Source organism: Subtercola boreus, from assembly GCF_003399635.1.
Classification (GTDB): Bacteria; Actinomycetota; Actinomycetes; order Actinomycetales; family Microbacteriaceae; genus Subtercola; species Subtercola boreus_B.
In genome coordinates, this window is the sequence record NZ_NBXB01000011.1 from 320,655 (window position 1) to 337,549 (window position 16,895).

Below are 16,895 nucleotides of genomic sequence, written 5' to 3' on the forward strand. Positions count from 1 at the left end.
CCCCGCCGCACCCGCCGCGCCCGCAGCCTCACGCAGCCCGTTCCAGAGCAGGCTGCCGGCCAGCGTGAAGGCGCTGAACGTGGCGAGCGGCATCCGTTCGGCGCCCGCCGGCAGCGAGATCAGGCTCCGGATGCCCGGTACGGGCCGCCCGAAGAACACCGACGTGCGGCCGTGCCTGCCAAACCACTCGGCCGCCTTTGTGAAGTCCGCGGTCGACGAGAGGCAGTCTCGACAGCCACCGGATTGAGCGTTCCAGCCCGAGCGCCGCCCCGAGCGCATAGAGCAGCAGTGCTCCGAGGTAGGCACCGAGCGTGCTGAGCGCCACCACGAGCACCATGTTCAGGCGCCCGAGCTGCGCGGGGTACGTCCGCCCTTTCGCCCTCGTGGGCGATCGGCTCGGTTACGTGCACATCGGCGAGAACCACCGTGACTCTCGACAGATCTCTCGATCTGGCGCAGCCTCTGGAACGACGGGCCCGCGCTCGCGAAGCACGCCCACACCTTCATCACGAATGCGCTGGAATCGAACGAAGTCCACTGAGAATCCACTGCTTCTAAGCATGTTTTCGGGTGCATCGCCAGTCCCCGCACAGAAAACACCGAACTTCTAGGCTGGGTGCGCGCTCCACAACAGGTGCGCGCATTCACAGCAAAGGAAGCACACAATGCTCGGTCTCATCATCAGCCTCATCGTCATCGGCCTCATCGCCGGTGCCCTCGCCCGCCTGATCATCCCTGGCAAGCAGAGCATGTCGATCCTCATGACGATCGTCCTCGGCATCGTCGGATCGTTCGTGGGCGGGTTCCTCGGATTCCTGATCTTCCAGCACGACCCGATGGACGGCTTCTTCCAGCCCGCAGGCATCATCGGCTCCATCATCGGCGCGATCATCGTGCTGTTCATCTACACCCGCGTGAAGGCCCGTCGCGCGTAGTCCCTCTCAGACGGCCCGCGCGGCATGCCGGGTTCTCGCTATTCTGGCGGAATGACCTCGCTTCCCGAGCCGTCCCAGGGCGACCCGTCCCAGCCCGACCCGTCCGTCACCGGTGTCGATCTCGATCTGCTGCACCGCACGATCGCGATCGCCTCCGATGCCGTGGCCCACGGCAACCATCCGTTCGGCGCCCTGCTGACCGATGCGGATGGTGCCGTGGTGCTGACCGCCGAGAACTCGGCGACCACGGATTCGGATGTCACGGCCCACGCCGAGATGAACCTGGTGCGCTTGGCGAGCACCGCCTTCTCCGCTGCCGAGCTTTCCGCGTACACCCTCTACACGAGCTGTGAGCCGTGCGCGATGTGCTCGGGCGCGATCTTCTGGTCGGGCATCGGCCGCGTCGTGTTCGCCCTCGACGAGATCGGCCTGCTCGCTGTGGTCGGCCCGGAGTCGGATGCCCCCACGCTCCTGCTCCCGTGCCGCGAGGTCTTCGCGCGCGGCAATCGGGCGGTGGATGTCGCGGGCCCGGCCCTCCTCGATGAGGCCCGCCGCCCCCACGTAGGCTTCTGGGCCCCGCTCGCTGCCTCGCCCCCCGCCTCGCCGGTCGTCGACGGCTGATGTCGACCATGCTTGCAGACGTCGTCATCGTCCTTGTCGGAATCGTCTCCGCAGTGCTCGTCGGGCTCGTCTCGAGACGGGTGCTCGGCGGGCCGGTCGGCTGGCCGCGGAGCATCATCGTGGGCATCCTCGTCTTCGTCTCGGGGCTCCCGTTCGCCTTCTGGGTTGGCGAGCGCACCGGCACGGTGACCGGAGACAGCCACACGTTCCAGACGTCGAACACGGTCGGCATCATCGTGCTCGTCCTGAGTGTCGCGTGGATCTTCGCACTCGGCGTCGCCGTGCTGGTCGGCCTCGAGGCCCTGGTGCCCACCAGGCCGATGGCCAACCCGATCGACGTCGTGCGCGGTGCCCTCGCGCAGCGGCGCCGAACCCGTCGCTACCTCCAGATCCTCGAGATCGCGTCTCGGCACGGAGCCGGCTTCATCTTCTCGGGCCGGGCTCGCCGGTCATCCGATCTCAGCACGGCCCAGCAGCGCGCGAACGCCGTGATCTCGACGATCAACGCTTCGGGCGTCACGTTCGTGAAGATCGGGCAGGTGCTCTCCACCCGGCGCGACCTCATTCCCGAGCCATATCTCAGCGCCCTCGCCTCGCTGCAGTCGGGCGCGACGACCCTGCCATGGCCGGAGATCCGCACCGCCATCGAGAGCGACCTCGGCCGCCCGATCGACGCGGTCTTCGCGCACATCGACCCCACCCCGCTCGCCGCAGCCTCCGTCGCCCAGGTGCACACGGCGACCCTGCTCGACGGCACCAAGGTGGTCGTCAAAGTGCAGCGCCCGACCGCCCGCGCGCAGGTCGAAGCAGATGTCGACATCATTCTGCGCCTCGCCCGCCGCGCCGAACTGCAGACCCAGCAGGGCCGGGACCTGCGTGCCGAGTCGGTGGCGCGAGGCTTCACGACCACACTGCTCGACGAGCTCGACTACACGATCGAGTACAACAACACCGAGATGATCCGATCGACGCTGCGACGGATCGCGGAGGCCGGCTCGCACCCGCAGCCCGGCTCGGAGACGGCTCCACTCAGCGTTCCCGTGGTCTACCCCGACGCGAGCAGCCGGCGCATGATCACGATGGACCTCGTCGACGGCACGCCGCTCAGCCGGTCATCCGATCGCCTCGCCCTGCTGAGTGCCGACGAACGGAACACGCTCGCGACCGGGCTGATGAACACAGTGCTCGAGCAGATCCTCGCGTATGGGGTGTTCCACGCAGACCTCCACCCCGGCAACGTCATCCTGAGGGAGGACGGATCGCTCGGACTGATCGACTTCGGTGCCATCGGCATCATTGAGCGGAGCCAGCGCGAGCGTCTCGCCACCCTGCTGCTCGCAGCGTCGAACGAAGACGACATCGCGGCGACGGATGCCCTGCTGCTCATCGTCGATGTGCCGCCGGAGACCGACATCGACTCGTTCCGGCACGACATCGGGATCATGCTGACGACCGTGCGGCACCGGAACGGTGGGGCGGGCGGATCCATCTTCACGCTGATGCTCGACGTGATCCGGCAGCATCACATCGCCCTGCCGTCCACCCTCGCGTCGGCGTTCCGGAGTTTCGCCACCCTCGAGGGTTGCGTGCACGTGCTGGTGCCCGACTTCGACATGATGGGGGCGGCGCTCGACCGGGTGCCGAACCTCCTCCTCCGCATGCTCAGCCTGAAACGTCTCGCCGCCTCGGCCCAGGCCGAAGCCTCGAATTCGGCCGCCATCCTCCGCACGCTGCCTCGGCGCGCCGATGCTCTCCTCACGCAACTCGAGAAGGGCACGCTCGGCGTGAAGGTGCGGCACTTCGCGGCAGCGGATGACCGGGGGTTCATCGACGGGATCGTCGGGGAGATCGTAGGGGCCTTCGTGTCGATCGCCGCCGTCGTCGTGGCGATCGTTCTCATCGTCGCCGGCACGGGGCCTCTGCTCGCCCCGAACCTGCACCTGTTCGACCTGCTCGGTGCCGTCATCGGGTTCTTCGGATTCCTCGGGGTGATGCGCGTCGTGCGGAACGCGCTCGTGCGCCGCGGGGGTGGCGGGGCCGACCGCGGCCCGGGCGGCCGGGGTGGGCCGGGTGGTCCGGCCGGCACCTAGCGCGTCGCGGCCCCGACCGCCGACACCCGCAGGAAGTCGAGCTTCGCTGCGGCGTCCGATCCCGTGGCCGCTGTGTAGGCGACGATGCGCACATCACTGCCGGCCACGCTGAACACATCGCAGTCGAGTTCCACGTCACCCACGACAGCGTTGTGCACGACTTTCCGCTCAGACTGGTGCTCGCCCACCGCTCCGCTCTCCCAGAGTCGACGGAACTCGGGGCTCGCGCCGAGCAGTTCGGTGACGAGCGCGCTGACGCCCCGATCATCCGGATACCGGCCGTGCACCCTGCGGAGGTCGCCGACGAGCGAGGCGCCGAAACGCGCGAGGCTGCCGGACCGGCTGACGATGCCGTTCTCTCCCTCGTGGAGGGGCTCGCCGGTGAAGAGCGAGCGGATCAGGTTGGGCCGGGAACCCGAACCGCGAGCCGGACCCGAACCCCGACCCGGAACCGGCTCGCCGAGCAGCGCAGCCCAGAGCGGGCTCCAGGAGATCAGGTCCCACGACGCGGTGAAGACGGCCAGAGGCACTTCGCCGAGGCGGGCGACGAGGCGCTGCACCCCCGGCGGGATATGGGCGGGCACCTCGCGCGGCGAGGGGGGAAGGAGCCCCGCCACGATGAACAGGTGGTCGCGCTCCGCCTCGCTCAGCTGGAGGGCCCGGGCAAGGGCCGCGGCGACCTGTCCCGAAGGCCGTCGGGCCCGGCCCTGTTCGAGTCGCACCACATAGTCGACGCTCAACCCTGCGAGGGCGGCGAGCTCTTCGCGCCGGAGCCCCGCCGCCCGGCGGGAATCGCCCGCTGCGAGACCGACGTCGACGGGCGAGAGGCGATCGCGCCAGGAACGGAGGAGCGCCCCGAGGTCGCCGTGCGGATCATCCTGCATCACCCCAGTCTGCGCCCTCAGGGGCCGCTCTGCCCGTCGATCGGACGATACGGGGTGGTACCGCCAGTCCGTATGCTCCGCCGGGCCACGACACCGCGGCATCCACGATCAAGACTGGTCACATGACAACAACACTGATCTCCGGGGCCAACAAGGGCCTCGGCTACGAAACCGCCCGCCGCCTCATCGCCGAAGGACACACCGTCTGGATCGGCTCCCGCGACGAGACCAGGGGCCAGGCCGCTGCCGACGCGCTCGGGGCCCGCTTCGTGCAGCTCGACGTGACCGACGACGCCTCTGTGGATGCCGCGGTCGCCACCCTCACGGAGGCCGGCGGACTCGACGTACTCATTAACAACGCCGGCATCGCCGGCCCGTACGTCGCAGCTCTCGACCAGACTGCCGCCGACGCGGAACGGGTCTTCGGCACCAACGTGATCGGGATCGTCCGTGTGACCCGGGCCTTCGCGCCGCTCCTCAGCGCTTCGGATGCGCCGACCATCGTCAACGTCACGAGCGGCCTCGGCTCCTTCGGGGCCGTGCACGACACCACGCGCATCGAATCGACGATCATCGCGCCCCTCTACACCGCCTCGAAGTCGGCCGTCACCATGCTCACGGTGCAGTACGCGAAGGCGCTCCCGGAGCTCCGTATCAACGCTGCCGACCCCGGCTACACCTCGACTGACCTGAACGGCCACAGCGGCCACCAGACGGTGACGGAGGGCACAGACGCCGTCGTCGAACTCGCCACCCGCAACGGTTCGGGCCCCACCGGCACCTTCATCGACCGCTCGGGCCTCGCGCCGTTCTGACCGGCGCGCTCGGCCCTGTCGCGCTGCCAGCTCGACTGGGGCCAGCTCGACTGGGGCCAGCCCGGCTGCGGCCAGCTCTGCGGTCAGTCGTCGTCGCTCGAGCCGAAGTCGGGTCGGACGTCCCAGCCGGTCTGTCGACGGAGCGTCGCCACCAGTGTCAACGCCTGCAGCCGCGCCTGGTCGGTGCTCACGCTGCTGTAGACGTCGATCGCGAGGGGCGGCGGTTCGCCGAGCTTCGGAAGCTCCACCTCCACCCACGCCCCCTCGGCCAGTGGGATCATCGGACGCCCCAGCTTCGCGTTCTCGACAGGCCGATCGACGGCCAGGGAGATCACCGCAAGCGTGTCGAGCTTCGAGATCGCCTGGCACAGGATGACCGTGGCGCAGTATTCGGGCGCCGCTTCCCGCTGGCGTCTCCACCGTGACAAGCCCCGCCCGAACATGCCCCGCCCGAACATCCCTCGCCCGAACCGATCCATGGCTTCAGGCTACCGTCGGGGTCAGAAAGGTGGGTGCATGGCCGCTCCGTCCTCGAAGCGCGGCACGTGCTGCGGCAGGGGTGTCGGTTCGACGATGTACTCGAAGCCAGCCGGTGACGTCCAGGTGATCGTGCCGTCAGCGGCCTGTTCGACAGACCACTCCGTGTGGTGTTTCACTTCATGGTGCCGTGAGCACAGCGGGCTGATGTTGCGGAGTTCGGTGTGACCGCCGTCACTCCAGGCGACGGTGTGGTCGAGGTCTGAGGTCGCCGAGGACTCGCAACTCAGCGGGAAGGTGCACTCGGCATAGGTGAGGCGGATGAGTTCGTCGAGATCGGCGGGTGGCCGGTACCTCGCGCGACCGTAGGCCAGCGCGCACCCTGTGATGGGGTCGGTGAGCACGCGCGTGACACTCGGCGCGTCGCGGGTCAGGCGGAGGGCGGTGAGCCGGTCGATCGGCCCATACCCCTCGAGATGCGCGAACCCTGAGGCGGGAGCGCGCCCTCCCTGCGGCGATCCGATCGGCGACCCGCAGGGGCCGTGATCGAGGCCGTTGGCAGTGCTGTCGCGCCTGCTGCTGCGGGCCGTGGGTGGTGCTGGGGGAGAGGCCGCACCTGGTGCGGGGGGAGGGTCGAGGAGGGTGAGGGCAGGGACTGTCACGTGGATGCGGGCACGGATGCCTCTCGTGACGCCGTCGAAGCTCGTCTCGCCGTTGAGGAGCAGGTCGCTGAGGGTGTCGACGCGGAGTTGGGCGATGGTGCGGGGGTCGCCGTTGTTCTTCGCGGATCGCGCCAGTTCGTGGGCGCGGTTGTAGATGGCGACCGCTTCGACGGCGGGCAGGTAGTGCGTCAGGTAGGTCATGCCGTCGGAGGCGGGATCGATGTCGAGACGTCTTCTCGCGGCTGCGTCGAGGTGCCGCTGGACGGCGGTCGTCGGCTGCGCCTCCTCGACCGCCGCTCGCGCCAGCCGGTCGAGCCGCTGGACGGTGACGGTGCGTGCACGGGGAAGAATGGCGCGCTCGTAGTCCGCGACGCACGACGGCGCAAGGGCGGTGCTGTGCTGCACGATTTTCTCGGCGTGGCGATAGGAGATCGCACCAGCCTCGAGGGCCGCCCGGGTGGCGGCGAACGGGCCGGTCAGGCCTTCGCTGGTGTGGAGGAGCCGACGGGCGTCGTTCTCGCTCTGGTGGAGCGCGACGGCGAGTTCCGTGATGAGCTGGCGCTCGACAACCATGTCGCTCGACCACTGCGGGCCACCCGTGAACGAGTCCGTCGTGTGAAGGGCGGTGCCGGCGAGGCGGGCCTCCTCAACGAGTTCTGTCAGAACGGCATACGTGGCCGCGATGGCCTTGTGCTGCGAGACGACAGCGCTGACGGCCGCCGCGAACCGCTGCCGTTTCGAGGGCCCGACAGAGACCAGGGCGGGTGCTCCGACCGGCTTGTCGATGGTGAGTGATCCTCGTGTCATGGGTCAAGCCAACCACGTCCCGCCGACATCCGCGGCCGAATCCCGATACTGGTGGAGAACTCGCACAACGACCCTCCTGTGGACGAGAAGAGGCCCCCGCGCCGAGTCTTCTAGAAGAGCATTGCGGTCCCGGAGGACCGGGTGGTGGGCGCCGAAACGGGAGCCGATGAGGAATCGGCGACAGCCACTGCGCTCATCTGCGCGGCCCCCGGGTACCCCGGCCCCGCATCGGGCGCACGACCGCACGAGTACGCCTCTGCGGCACCGCGGGCGCGGGCATCCGCTGCTTCATTCAGCGTGTGTCCGACGTGACCCTTGACCCATTCGAAGCGGTAGCGCCGCCCGGCGATCGCGTCGTCGATCTCCTTGATGAGGTCGAGGTTCATGACAGGTTTGCCGTCGCCCTTCCGCCAGCCCTTGCGCTTCCAGCCGGCCATCCACTTGGTGATCGTATTGATGACGTACTGGCTGTCGCAGAGGATGTGCAGGTCGTCGTCGACATGCGCCGTCGCGCGGAAGAGCTCGAGCACCGCCTTGAGCTCACCCATGTTGTTGGTGCCGTGCGGCCAGCCGCCGGCCCCCCAGGTGTTGTCGTCGATGTACCAGGCCCAGCCCGCCGGGCCGGGGTTACCGAGTGCTGAGCCGTCGGCGGATGCGGTGATAGTCATTGCACCAAGGGTAGCGTCCGGGCGGCGGACCAGTGTCTGGCGGCGGAAGGTGATCCGTTCACGACCGGTCGAGCAGCGCCTCGATCTCGGCCACGACGAGATCGGGACGCGTGATGAACGGGTGATGCCCGGTGGGCACCTCGACCGAGCGGGTCGCCCGGGCGGCGTGGAAGCGCTGCAGCCCGATCGAGGTGCTCCGGTCGTCGGCGCACACGAGATACGTCGAGTCGACACCCTGCCAGCCCGCGGCTGTGGTCGGCGTGATGAAGGATCCGACGGCCTGCGCGGTCACCCGCGACCAGGCCTCATTCTGCGTGCCCGTATCGGCGTCCTGCAGGAAACGGGCGCCGAACGAGGACGCGTCGTACCCCGTGACGCTGAGCGTGCCGTCACCGTTGTCGCTGATGGAGACGGGGTCGCTCTCGCCGCTCATGATCATGCCCTGCGCCTGCCCGATGTCGGGGAGGTACGACGACACGTAGAGAAGGCTCCGCACGGCAGGATGCGTGCCGGCTTCGGCGATGACCGTGCCGCCGTAGGAGTGCCCGACGACGATCGCCGAACCCGGGTCGTCGAGGCTGTCGAGTTCGGCGCGGAGCGCTGCGGCGTCAGCCACCAGCCCCGGGGCGGCAGGCTGCGCGGCGCCAGGCTGCGCTGCGACCGACTGCTCTGCGACCCGCTGCGCCGCCACCGGCTGCGGCGAGCCGTCACCGCAGGACGGCAGCTCGAGCGCGCGGCTCCGGATGCCCGTGCGGGCGAGGAGCAGGTCGGCAGTGCGCTGCCACCACCACTGGCCGTCGCGAACCAGGGCGCCGTGCACGAAGATCAGGTCCATCTGTGTTGCTCCCGTCACCCGGCGCAGGTGCGCTGCCGGTGGATCCGATCGTACGGATACCGGGGCCGCCGACGGTGCGGGTTCGCTCACAGCATCGGGGAGTGCGGTCAACCCCTGGGTCAGCGGGGCAGGTGCGGGTTTGATGGGAGACGACCCGACGGATGAGACGGAGAAGACGATGGCCAATACGACAGCCGAGGATCTCGGGCTCGACCCGGCGTCTGGCGCGGCCGACCAGCTCTACGGGTGGTTCCTCGCGAGCCTGCTGTTCGGTCGCCCGGTGCAGCAGAGCGTCGCGGCCGCGACCTGGCGCGTTCTCCTGAAGCACGGGCTGACGAGTCCCGGCCGGTTCGCTGACTATGACCGGGAAGGGCTCCGGGCCCTGCTCGACGAAGGGCACTATGCGCGCATCGACTATGTGATGACCGATGAACTCCACGCCGTGATGGCGTCCGTCAAGCGTGAACATGGTTCTGTGAGCGAGCTCGTGAAGCACGCCACATCCAGAGCCGACCTCCGGGCGACTCTGCTTGACTGGAAGGGCATCGGCCCGAAGACAACTGACATCTTTCTCGGGGAGATTCCCGACCGGGTGATCGGAAGCGCCGTCAGTTGACGAGCGCACAGAAAGAAAAAGAAGGAGTCACCATGCACATCACACTGCTCGGAACAGGAACCATGGGCGCCGGGATGGCCCGCTCGATGCTCCGAGCGGGCCTCACGGTCACCGTCTGGAACAGGCACAGCGAGAAGGCGGAGCCACTGGCCGAGGATGGCGCGACCGTCGCATCCTCGTCAGCGGCTGCCGTCGCCGGGGCAGATGTGGTGCTGACGATGCTGTTCGACGAGCAGGCCGTGACCGAGACAGCCGCCGAGTTCCTCCCGCACCTGGCCGACGGGGCGATCTGGATGCAGAGCGCCACCGTCGGGGTCGCCGGCACAGCGCGTCTCGCGAAGCTGGCCGCCCTGCACGGTGTGCCGTTCGTCGATGCGCCCATGGTCGGCACGAAGAAGCCGGCCGAGGAGGGCGCGCTCGTCGTGCTTGTGTCGGGGGAGAGGGCGAGCATCCAGAGCCTCGGGCCGGTGCTCGACGCAATCGGTTCGAAGACAGTCGAGGCGGGCGACGAGCTCGGTGCGGCGAGCGCGCTGAAGCTGGCCTGCAACGCGTGGGTGGCCTCGCTCACCGCGGCGACCGCGCAGTCGATCCAGATGTGCCGGGCCCTGGGGGTGGATCCGGCGTTGTTCCTGCACGCCATCGACGGCGGGCCCTCGAACACGCCCTATGCGCAGCTGAAGGGCGGCATGATGATCGACGGCGACTTCACGGCATCGTTCGCGGTCGACGGTCTCACGAAGGACCTCGGGCTGATGCAGGAGGCGGCGACCGGGACGGCTCTGTCGGCCGCGCTCCTCGAACCGCTTCACGCGGTGTTCGCGCGAGCGGGTGGCGAGGGGCATGGTTCCGAGGACATCGCCGCAGTGTTCGAGGCGTTCCGGGCCTGACGGGCCTGACGGGCCTGACGGGCCTGACGCGCGGGACGGGCTGCGACGGTGGGCACAGGGATAGGCACAGGGGCGGCGTCGTGCCTCAGATCGCTGCGACGGGGGCTGCCAGTGCGATGATCTCGGCGATACGGCCCTTGCAGCCGCCGCAGCCCGTACCGGCCCGGGTGGCCTTCCCGACGCACTCGACGGTGCGCTGGCCTTCGGCGACGACCTCGGTGATGCGCCCGACGGTGACGCCGTTGCACCAGCAGACGGTAGCGTGCGGTGCGAGCGGATCGGAGCCGACTGACTCGGCCGCGCCGGTTCCGTCAAGGTGGAGCAGTGAGGAGCGGTCGGCGGGCAGTTCACCCCGGCTCTCGAAGAGCAGTGTCAGCTCTGCGCCCAACCGGGGGCAACCCGCTGAGACGAAGCCGGTGAGAACGCCGCCTTCCGTGACCAGCTTGACGTAACTTCCGCGGGCCGGGTCGGCCCACTGGGTGACCTCGTGCGCGTCATCCCAGAGGTCGGCCGAGTAGTCGCCGCCCGAGACGATGTCGACACCTTCCGCCTTCAGCATGACCACGGAGGGGCGTTCGGCGGCGAGCACAGAAGGCAAGGCCGCGGATGTTGCAGCGGCAGCATCGGCAGCACCCGCAGCAGCAGCAGGCCCGGCGAGGGTCGTGGCCTCTCTGACGAGCGACGCTGCGAGCCAGTCGGCCTGCCGCCAGCCCGGGCCGATCAGACCGGACGGGGCTCCAAAGATCCGCGCGGCAGGGGCGCGCTCGCTACTCGGGCGCTCGCCGGGGCCGCGTCGGGCCGCATCACCGTCGGTCCGCTCCACGATGTGTGCGCAGTCGCCGATAGCGAAGACGTTCACATCGTCCCACGAGCGGAGCATGCTGTCGACGACGATCCCGGCTGACACCGTAAGCTGGGCGGCCGCGGCGAGTTCGGTTCGCGCGCTGACGCCGCAAGAGAGAACCAGAAGGTCGCCGCCGATCTGCTTGCCGTCGGCGCAGACCAGAGCGTCGAAGTGGGCCCGGCCCGTGTTGTCGTGCCGCAGCAGCACGCTCTCGGCGCGTGAGTGCGGTGCCATCACGACGCCGGCGCGGCGGGCGGCGCTCGCCAGCACCCGGCCGCCGCCGGTGTCGAGATTGCGGGCCATCGGGATGTCGCCGTGGTAGACGGCAACGACCTCTGCGCCCTGCTCGGCGGCTGCGAGGGCGAGTTCGATCCCGAGCACGCCTGCTCCGAGAACGACAAGCCGGGCGCGCGATTCGATGGCCGTTCGAAGGGCTGCGGCATCCCGCAGGTCACGGAGCGCGATCACCCCGTCGGGCAGGGGTGCGGTGCCGCGGTCCATGCGCTCGGCGGAGGGCGACACTTCCAGCCGCGATCGACGCGAACGTTCCAGTCCCTCGAGGGTCGGAATGTTCGCGCGTGCGCCGGTCGCGAAGACGAGCCGGTCGTAGGGGAGGAGATCTCCGGTGTCGAGGCGCACGGTCTGGCGCACCCGATCGAGACCCACGGCCGCTTCGCCGAGCCGGATGCTCACACCAGCGACGCGCGCGGCAGCAGTGTCGGTGGTCTCGAGGCGGTCGCGGGTCGAACGCCCGACGGCGAATTCCGCGAGGAGCACGCGGTTGTAGGCGTCATCGGTCTCCGCCCCGACCACGGTGAGGGCGACCGTGCCACCTTCCACTGTGTCGAGCAGGCCTTCGACGAACCGGGCACCGACGGGACCGTAGCCAACCAGCACCACGCGGAGCGGCTGCGCGGAGCGGAGCGGCTGCGCGGTCATCCGGTCACCTCCAGAACCCCTGCCCTGGTCACACTGACGATGGTGCGTTTGAATTCGGGCATCGCCGAGATCGGGTCGACTGCTCTTTCGGTGAGCAGGTTCGCGCACTCGTCACCGGCATAGTGAAAGGGCAGGAAGACGCAGTCGTGCCGCATTGCGGAGGTCAGTTCGGCGTTCACCCGCACCGTGCCCCGGGTGTTCGAGACGAGCACCGCGTCGTTCTCGGCAATTCCCAGCCGCGACGCCGTCGCGGGATGGATCTGCAGCCGGGCAGCCGGCCGGGCATCCTGCAGCTCGGGCACCCGGCGGGTCTGGGCGCCCGACTGGTAGTGCTCGAGCAGACGGCCGGTGAGGAGGGTGAGCGTGTTGCCGACCAGCGGCTCGCTGACAGCGCGGCGCGGCCGAACGGCGACGAGCCGGGCCAGCCCATCGGGATGGGCGAACGTCTTGAGGAACAGCCGCGGGGTGCCTGCCGAGCCCGGTGTGAAGGGCCAGTATGCGGCGATGCCGGTGTCGAGCAACGTGTGGCTGAGCCCGGAGTAGTCGGCGATCCCGCCGGCCGAAGCGCGAGCGAGCTCGTCGAAGACCTCTGCGGGTGAGACGGCGAAGGTCGAGGGTGCGCCGAGTCGCACTGCCAGCTCGTGCAGGATCCACAGTTCGCTCCTCACCCCGGGTGGAGGCTCGATCGCTTGTCGGCGTCGGAGCACCCGGCCCTCGAGCGAGGTCATCGTGCCCTCCTCCTCCGCCCATTGCGTGACCGGCAGGATCACGTCGGCGAACCGAGCGGTCTCGCTGAAGAAGAAGTCGCACACCACGAGGAGATCGAGTGTCGTGAGACCTGCCCGCACCGCGGTGACGTCGGGCGCCGAGACAACCACATTCGAACCGTGCACCAGCAGGCAGCGCACGCCGCCCGGCTGGCCGAGCTCGCCGAGCAGCTCGACGGCGGGAACTCCCGGCCCGGGAATCACGGCGGGGTCGACACCCCAGACCGCGGCGACGTGGGCCCGGGCATCCGGATCGCTGATCTTCCGGTACCCCGGCAACTGGTCGCACTTCTGGCCGTGTTCGCGGCCGCCCTGACCGTTCCCCTGGCCGGTCATTGTGCCGTAGCCCGAATGGGAGGAGCCGGGCAGACCGAGCACGAGAGCGAGGTTGATCGCGGCGGTGGCGGTGTCGGTACCGTCGACGTGCTGTTCGACGCCCCGGCCGGTGAGGATGTAGCTGCCGCCCGCGCCCGCGAGCCGCCTGGCGACCTCCCGCAGCTGGGCCACCGGCACGCCGGTCGTTGCCTGCACCCGCTCGGGCCACCAGGCGTTCGTCGAGGTGCGGACGGCGTCGTAGCCCGAGGTGCGGGAGCGGAGGTACTGCTCGTCGGCGAGACCCTCCGAGATCACGATGTGCGTGAGCCCGAGCAGCAGCACGAGGTCGGTGCCGGGGGTGGGCTGCAGGTGGATGCCGCCCCCGTCGTCGGTGAGCCGGGCCGTCGCCGAGCGGCGAGGGTCGACGACGATGAGCCCACCGGCCTGCCGCGCGCCTGCGAGATGGGCGATGAACGGGGGCATGGTCTCGGCGACGTTCGAGCCGAGGACCAGGATCGTCGAGGCGCTGTCCAGGTCTTCGACGGCGAACGGCAGGCCACGGTCGAGCCCGAAGGCCCGGTTGCCTGCCGCGGCCGCTGACGACATGCAGAACCGTCCGTTGTAGTCGATGCGTGAGGTCCCGAGCGCCAGACGGGCGAATTTGCCGAGCTGGTACGCCTTCTCGTTCGTGAGCCCACCGCCGCCGAACACCCCCACCGAGTCGGCTCCGAACCGCCGTCGACTGTCGGCGAGCCGGTCGGCGACCTGGTCGAGGGCCTCTGTCCAGCTCGCTTCGGCGAATGTGCCGTCGGGCTGCCTGAGCAGCGGATGCACGATGCGGTCGCCCGCGTCGAGGAGTTCCGCCGCAGTCCAGCCCTTCTTGCAGAGCCCGCCCCGGTTGGTCGGGAACATCCGGCCCTCGATGGTGACGGATGCCGGGCGACCCGTGGGCGCGCCGGCCAGAGTCATCGCGCACTGCAGTGCGCAGTACGGGCAGTGGCTCGGAGTCGTCTGCACGATCAGATCCGAACCCCGCCGCGCTTCTTCAGGTAGAAGAACCCCGTCACGGCGAGCATCACCGCGTAGGCCATCACGAACCAGCCGAGACCGTTGGTGTAGGTGCCGAACGACGTCTTCGAGAGGCTCAGCAGCTGGGGGATGGCGAACCCGCCGTACGCACCGACGGCGGAGATGATGCCGAGTGCGGCTGCGGCCTTGCGCTGCGTCGAGACGTCGGAACCGGCGCCGGAATCCTTCGCACCGGCCCGCAGCGCGAACACGGTCGGGATCATCCGGTAGGTCGATCCGTTTCCCGCACCGCTGGCGGCGAAGAGCACCAGGAACGCCACCAGGAACAACCAGAAGTTGCCGAGCGGCAGGGTCAGGATGACCACGAGTGCGCCAGCTCCCATGACGACGAAGGCGATCATCGTGATGACCGAACCGCCGAACCGGTCAGCGAGCCGGCCCCCCAAGGGTCGGACGAGTGAGCCGACGAGCGCGCCCAGGAAGGCGAGCGACAGGCTGGCGCTGCCGACACCGAACGTCGAGAACGTGGGGAAGGTGTCGGCGATCAGCTTCGGGAAGACGCTGGCGAAGCCGATGAACGAACCGAAGGTGCCGATGTAGAGGAAGGCGAGCACCCAGAGGTGCGGCTCACGCACCGCCGCGAGCGAGGCCTTCACGTCGCCCTTTGCGCTGGAGAGGTTGTCCATCCGCTTGTAGGCGCCGAAGACGGCGACGAGGATGAGCGGAACCCAGATCCAGCCGGCCAGGGGCAGGTTCAGGGTAGCGGCCGCTCCGATCGTGATGACGATCGGAACCACGAACTGGGCGACGGATGCTCCCAGGTTGCCTCCCGCGGCATTCAGCCCGAGCGCCCAACCCTTCTGGCTCTGCGGGTAGAAGTAGGTGATGTTGGCCATGGAGCTGGCGAAGTTGCCCCCGCCGAAGCCGGCGAGCGCTGCAACGAACAGCATCACGCCGAATGGCGTTCCCGGGTTGCTGACGCAGACTGCGAGAGCGATGCTCGGGATGAGCAGCAGGCCCGCGGAGATCATCGTCCAGTTGCGGCCGCCGAACTTCGGCACCATGAAGGTGTATGGAAAGCGGAGGGTCGCACCCACCAGGCTCGGCATCGAGATCAGCCAGAAGATCTGGCCGGTGTCGAAGGTGAAACCGCCCCTCGGCAGCGACACGACCACGATGCTCCAGAGCTGCCAGATGACGAAGCCGAGGAATTCGGCGAAGATCGACCAGCGGAGGTTGCGGGCGGCGATGTCCTTGCCGCCGCGTGCCCACTGCTCGGCGTCCTCCGGGTTCCAGCCGTCGATGACCCGGCCGCGACGGAAGCTGAGCCCGGGCGGGGTCGTGCTGGCTGCGGCAGGTGTGCCGCCGGGCTGCAGATCAGGTGTGGACGGGGCCGCCGCCGTGGAGGTGCGTTCTTCGGTGACGGGCGCTGAGGTGATCGGTGAGTTCATCGGTTTCTCCTGTGAGAGGCAGAGCAGTAGCCGGGAAGGGGTGTGGCTTGGTCAGCGGAGCGCTGAAGCGTACAGGTCTGCCACGACGGCGACGAGTTCGGGCGGTGGAGGTTCGCCTTCCCTCAGCAGGGGAGCGCTCGTGGCGTCTGCGGAGGTCCGGGTGGCGAGAGTACTGAAGTAGCCGGGTGCGAGCAGGTAGGTCGAGACCAGTACGCGGTCATCTGGATGGTCGCGCTGTACGGCGGCGACAGCATCCGGTACCCGCGGGAACGCCGCAGAGATGAACGAGACCGTCACCTCGGCGTCGAGCGTGTCGGCGAGCATCCGGCCCATCAGGTGGCAGTCCGCGACGGCCGAGGCGTTGCTCGACCCCGCTGCGGCCAGCACGACCCGGTCGCCGGCCCGGAAGCCGGCTTCGGTGAGGCGCTGGGCCAGCACCTCTGCGAGGCGTGGATCGGGCCCGAGCGCACCCGTCACCGTGATGCCGGGGCGGACGGCCGCGTGCTCGGCCAGGTCGACGTGCACGTGGTAGCCGGCCGAGAGCAGCAATGGCACGAGGATCACGGGCGAGCCGTCGTCGAGCGCGCCGAGAACGGTGGGCACGTCGGGCTGCTGCACGTCGACGAAAGAGTCGGCCACGGTGAGCTCCGGGTGTGCGGCGCGGACGGCCTCGACCAGGGCGGCGATGGCCGACTGGCCGGCCGTGTCGGAGGTTCCGTGCGAAGCCGCAACGAGCACGGGCCGCCTGGCCACCTCCAGCATGCCGTCGGTGATCCGGCTCCGCCAGGTCGGCAGATGGAGCCGATCGTTGGTGAAGCAGCGGCCGGTCTCGAGGTCGAACACGTCTTTGTGCAGCGGCGACGCGATCGTGGTGCGGTCGCCCCTGGAACCGATGATGCCCCGCGACATCACGAAGGCGCCCGTGGCAGGGTCGGCGTTCGAGACGACGGAGAAGCGGTCGCCCGGGAGGCGGAAGAGGGCGAGCTGTTCCCCGTCGAGGAGGGCGGCCTCGCCCCAGAGCGGTTCGAGCTGGTCGACGGCGCAGATCGCGTGCCACGGGCTGAGGGCTTCCGGCAGTGCCGCCTGCTGGGGCGCTGCCGTGGTGAGTGGGGCTGCCGCTGCCTGGGTGATCGTCATCGTTACTCCTTCCTTCTGGTGCGTCCCACCCTAGGCAGCCCAGATTTCGCCGGATCGCCTCTCGGGAGTCGGGCTGGTAACAAACACCTCACACTCGCCGGAACGTGTCGAGAGGG

The 16,895-nt window shown here is 69.2% G+C and carries 15 protein-coding genes and 1 pseudogene; 6 read left to right on the forward strand and 10 right to left on the reverse strand.

The annotated features are described in order from the left end of the window. Nucleotides 1-33 precede the first annotated feature (33 nt). Nucleotides 34-364 (reverse strand): annotated as a pseudogene (locus B7R22_RS04045) (DedA family protein); the annotation flags it as partial. Nucleotides 365-665: 301 nt separating this feature from the next. On the opposite strand from B7R22_RS04045, the gene B7R22_RS04050 reads away from it, so the two are divergent. Genes B7R22_RS04050 through B7R22_RS04060 form a run of 3 tightly spaced genes read left to right on the forward strand, consistent with a single transcriptional unit; the run spans nt 666 to nt 3,646 of the window. Further along, nucleotides 666-935 carry a GlsB/YeaQ/YmgE family stress response membrane protein gene (locus tag B7R22_RS04050; protein ID WP_116410505.1) on the forward strand — a complete coding sequence of 90 codons (270 nt, stop codon included), beginning with the start codon at nt 666-668 and terminating at the stop codon, nt 933-935. A gap of 51 nt (nt 936-986) precedes the next feature. Then, on the forward strand, nt 987-1,556 hold the full coding sequence (locus B7R22_RS04055) for a nucleoside deaminase (protein ID WP_116410506.1): 570 nt from the start codon (nt 987-989) through the stop codon (nt 1,554-1,556). After that, nucleotides 1,556-3,646 (forward strand): ABC1 kinase family protein, encoded by a 2,091-nt coding sequence (locus tag B7R22_RS04060; protein ID WP_116410507.1) that lies wholly within the window; start codon nt 1,556-1,558, stop codon nt 3,644-3,646. Before B7R22_RS04055 ends, B7R22_RS04060 begins: the two co-directional genes overlap by 1 nt. Here B7R22_RS04060 and B7R22_RS04065 read toward each other — a convergent pair. Next, entirely contained in the window at nt 3,643-4,530 is an 888-nt protein-coding gene (locus B7R22_RS04065; protein ID WP_116410508.1) for a helix-turn-helix transcriptional regulator, read from the reverse strand. The two genes, B7R22_RS04060 and B7R22_RS04065, sit on opposite strands and share 4 nt — an antisense overlap. Before the next feature lie 122 nt (nt 4,531-4,652). Here B7R22_RS04065 and B7R22_RS04070 point away from each other — a divergent pair, with 122 nt between their 5' ends. Beyond that, on the forward strand, nt 4,653-5,345 hold the full coding sequence (locus B7R22_RS04070) for an SDR family NAD(P)-dependent oxidoreductase (protein WP_116410509.1): 693 nt from the start codon (nt 4,653-4,655) through the stop codon (nt 5,343-5,345). 83 nt (nt 5,346-5,428) lie between these two features. Here the strand turns inward: B7R22_RS04070 and B7R22_RS04075 are convergent, their stop codons facing one another. The 4 genes from B7R22_RS04075 to B7R22_RS04090 all read right to left on the reverse strand — a co-directional run bounded on the left by B7R22_RS04075 (nt 5,429) and on the right by B7R22_RS04090 (nt 8,812). Continuing rightward, on the reverse strand, nt 5,429-5,824 hold the full coding sequence (locus B7R22_RS04075) for a hypothetical protein (protein ID WP_147305292.1): 396 nt from the start codon (nt 5,822-5,824) through the stop codon (nt 5,429-5,431). A 21-nt stretch (nt 5,825-5,845) separates the two neighbouring features. Next, a complete protein-coding gene (locus tag B7R22_RS04080; protein WP_116410511.1) occupies nt 5,846-7,291 on the reverse strand; it encodes an HNH endonuclease signature motif containing protein in 1,446 nt (481 codons plus the stop codon). Nucleotides 7,292-7,401: 110 nt separating this feature from the next. Next, on the reverse strand, nt 7,402-7,959 hold the full coding sequence (locus B7R22_RS04085) for an RNase H family protein (RefSeq protein WP_116410512.1): 558 nt from the start codon (nt 7,957-7,959) through the stop codon (nt 7,402-7,404). 58 nt (nt 7,960-8,017) lie between these two features. After that, nucleotides 8,018-8,812 (reverse strand): alpha/beta hydrolase, encoded by a 795-nt coding sequence (locus B7R22_RS04090; protein ID WP_253258862.1) that lies wholly within the window; start codon nt 8,810-8,812, stop codon nt 8,018-8,020. Between the two features lie 124 nt (nt 8,813-8,936). Here B7R22_RS04090 and B7R22_RS04095 point away from each other — a divergent pair, with 124 nt between their 5' ends. Beyond that, a complete protein-coding gene (locus B7R22_RS04095) occupies nt 8,937-9,410 on the forward strand; it encodes a DNA methylase (RefSeq protein ID WP_116410514.1) in 474 nt (157 codons plus the stop codon). Nucleotides 9,411-9,442: 32 nt separating this feature from the next. Next, a complete protein-coding gene (locus B7R22_RS04100) occupies nt 9,443-10,297 on the forward strand; it encodes an NAD(P)-dependent oxidoreductase (RefSeq protein ID WP_116410515.1) in 855 nt (284 codons plus the stop codon). 85 nt (nt 10,298-10,382) lie between these two features. Here B7R22_RS04100 and B7R22_RS04105 read toward each other — a convergent pair whose 3' ends face one another. Genes B7R22_RS04105 through nirD form a run of 4 tightly spaced genes read right to left on the reverse strand, consistent with a single transcriptional unit; the run spans nt 10,383 to nt 16,779 of the window. Beyond that, nucleotides 10,383-12,080, reverse strand: coding sequence for an FAD-dependent oxidoreductase (locus B7R22_RS04105; RefSeq protein ID WP_116410516.1), 1,698 nt, complete (start codon nt 12,078-12,080; stop codon nt 10,383-10,385). Further along, complete coding sequence (locus B7R22_RS04110; RefSeq protein WP_116410517.1) at nt 12,077-14,182, reverse strand: molybdopterin oxidoreductase family protein; 2,106 nt, start codon at nt 14,180-14,182, stop codon at nt 12,077-12,079. The genes B7R22_RS04105 and B7R22_RS04110 overlap by 4 nt, the downstream gene beginning before the upstream one ends. Beyond that, nucleotides 14,182-15,642, reverse strand: a complete 1,461-nt coding sequence (locus tag B7R22_RS04115; RefSeq protein WP_116410518.1) for an MFS transporter — start codon at nt 15,640-15,642, stop codon at nt 14,182-14,184. Before B7R22_RS04115 ends, B7R22_RS04110 begins: the two co-directional genes overlap by 1 nt. 51 nt (nt 15,643-15,693) lie before the next feature. Next, nucleotides 15,694-16,779 (reverse strand): nitrite reductase small subunit NirD, encoded by a 1,086-nt coding sequence (gene nirD / locus B7R22_RS04120; protein ID WP_116410519.1) that lies wholly within the window; start codon nt 16,777-16,779, stop codon nt 15,694-15,696. Nucleotides 16,780-16,895: the final 116 nt, after the last annotated feature.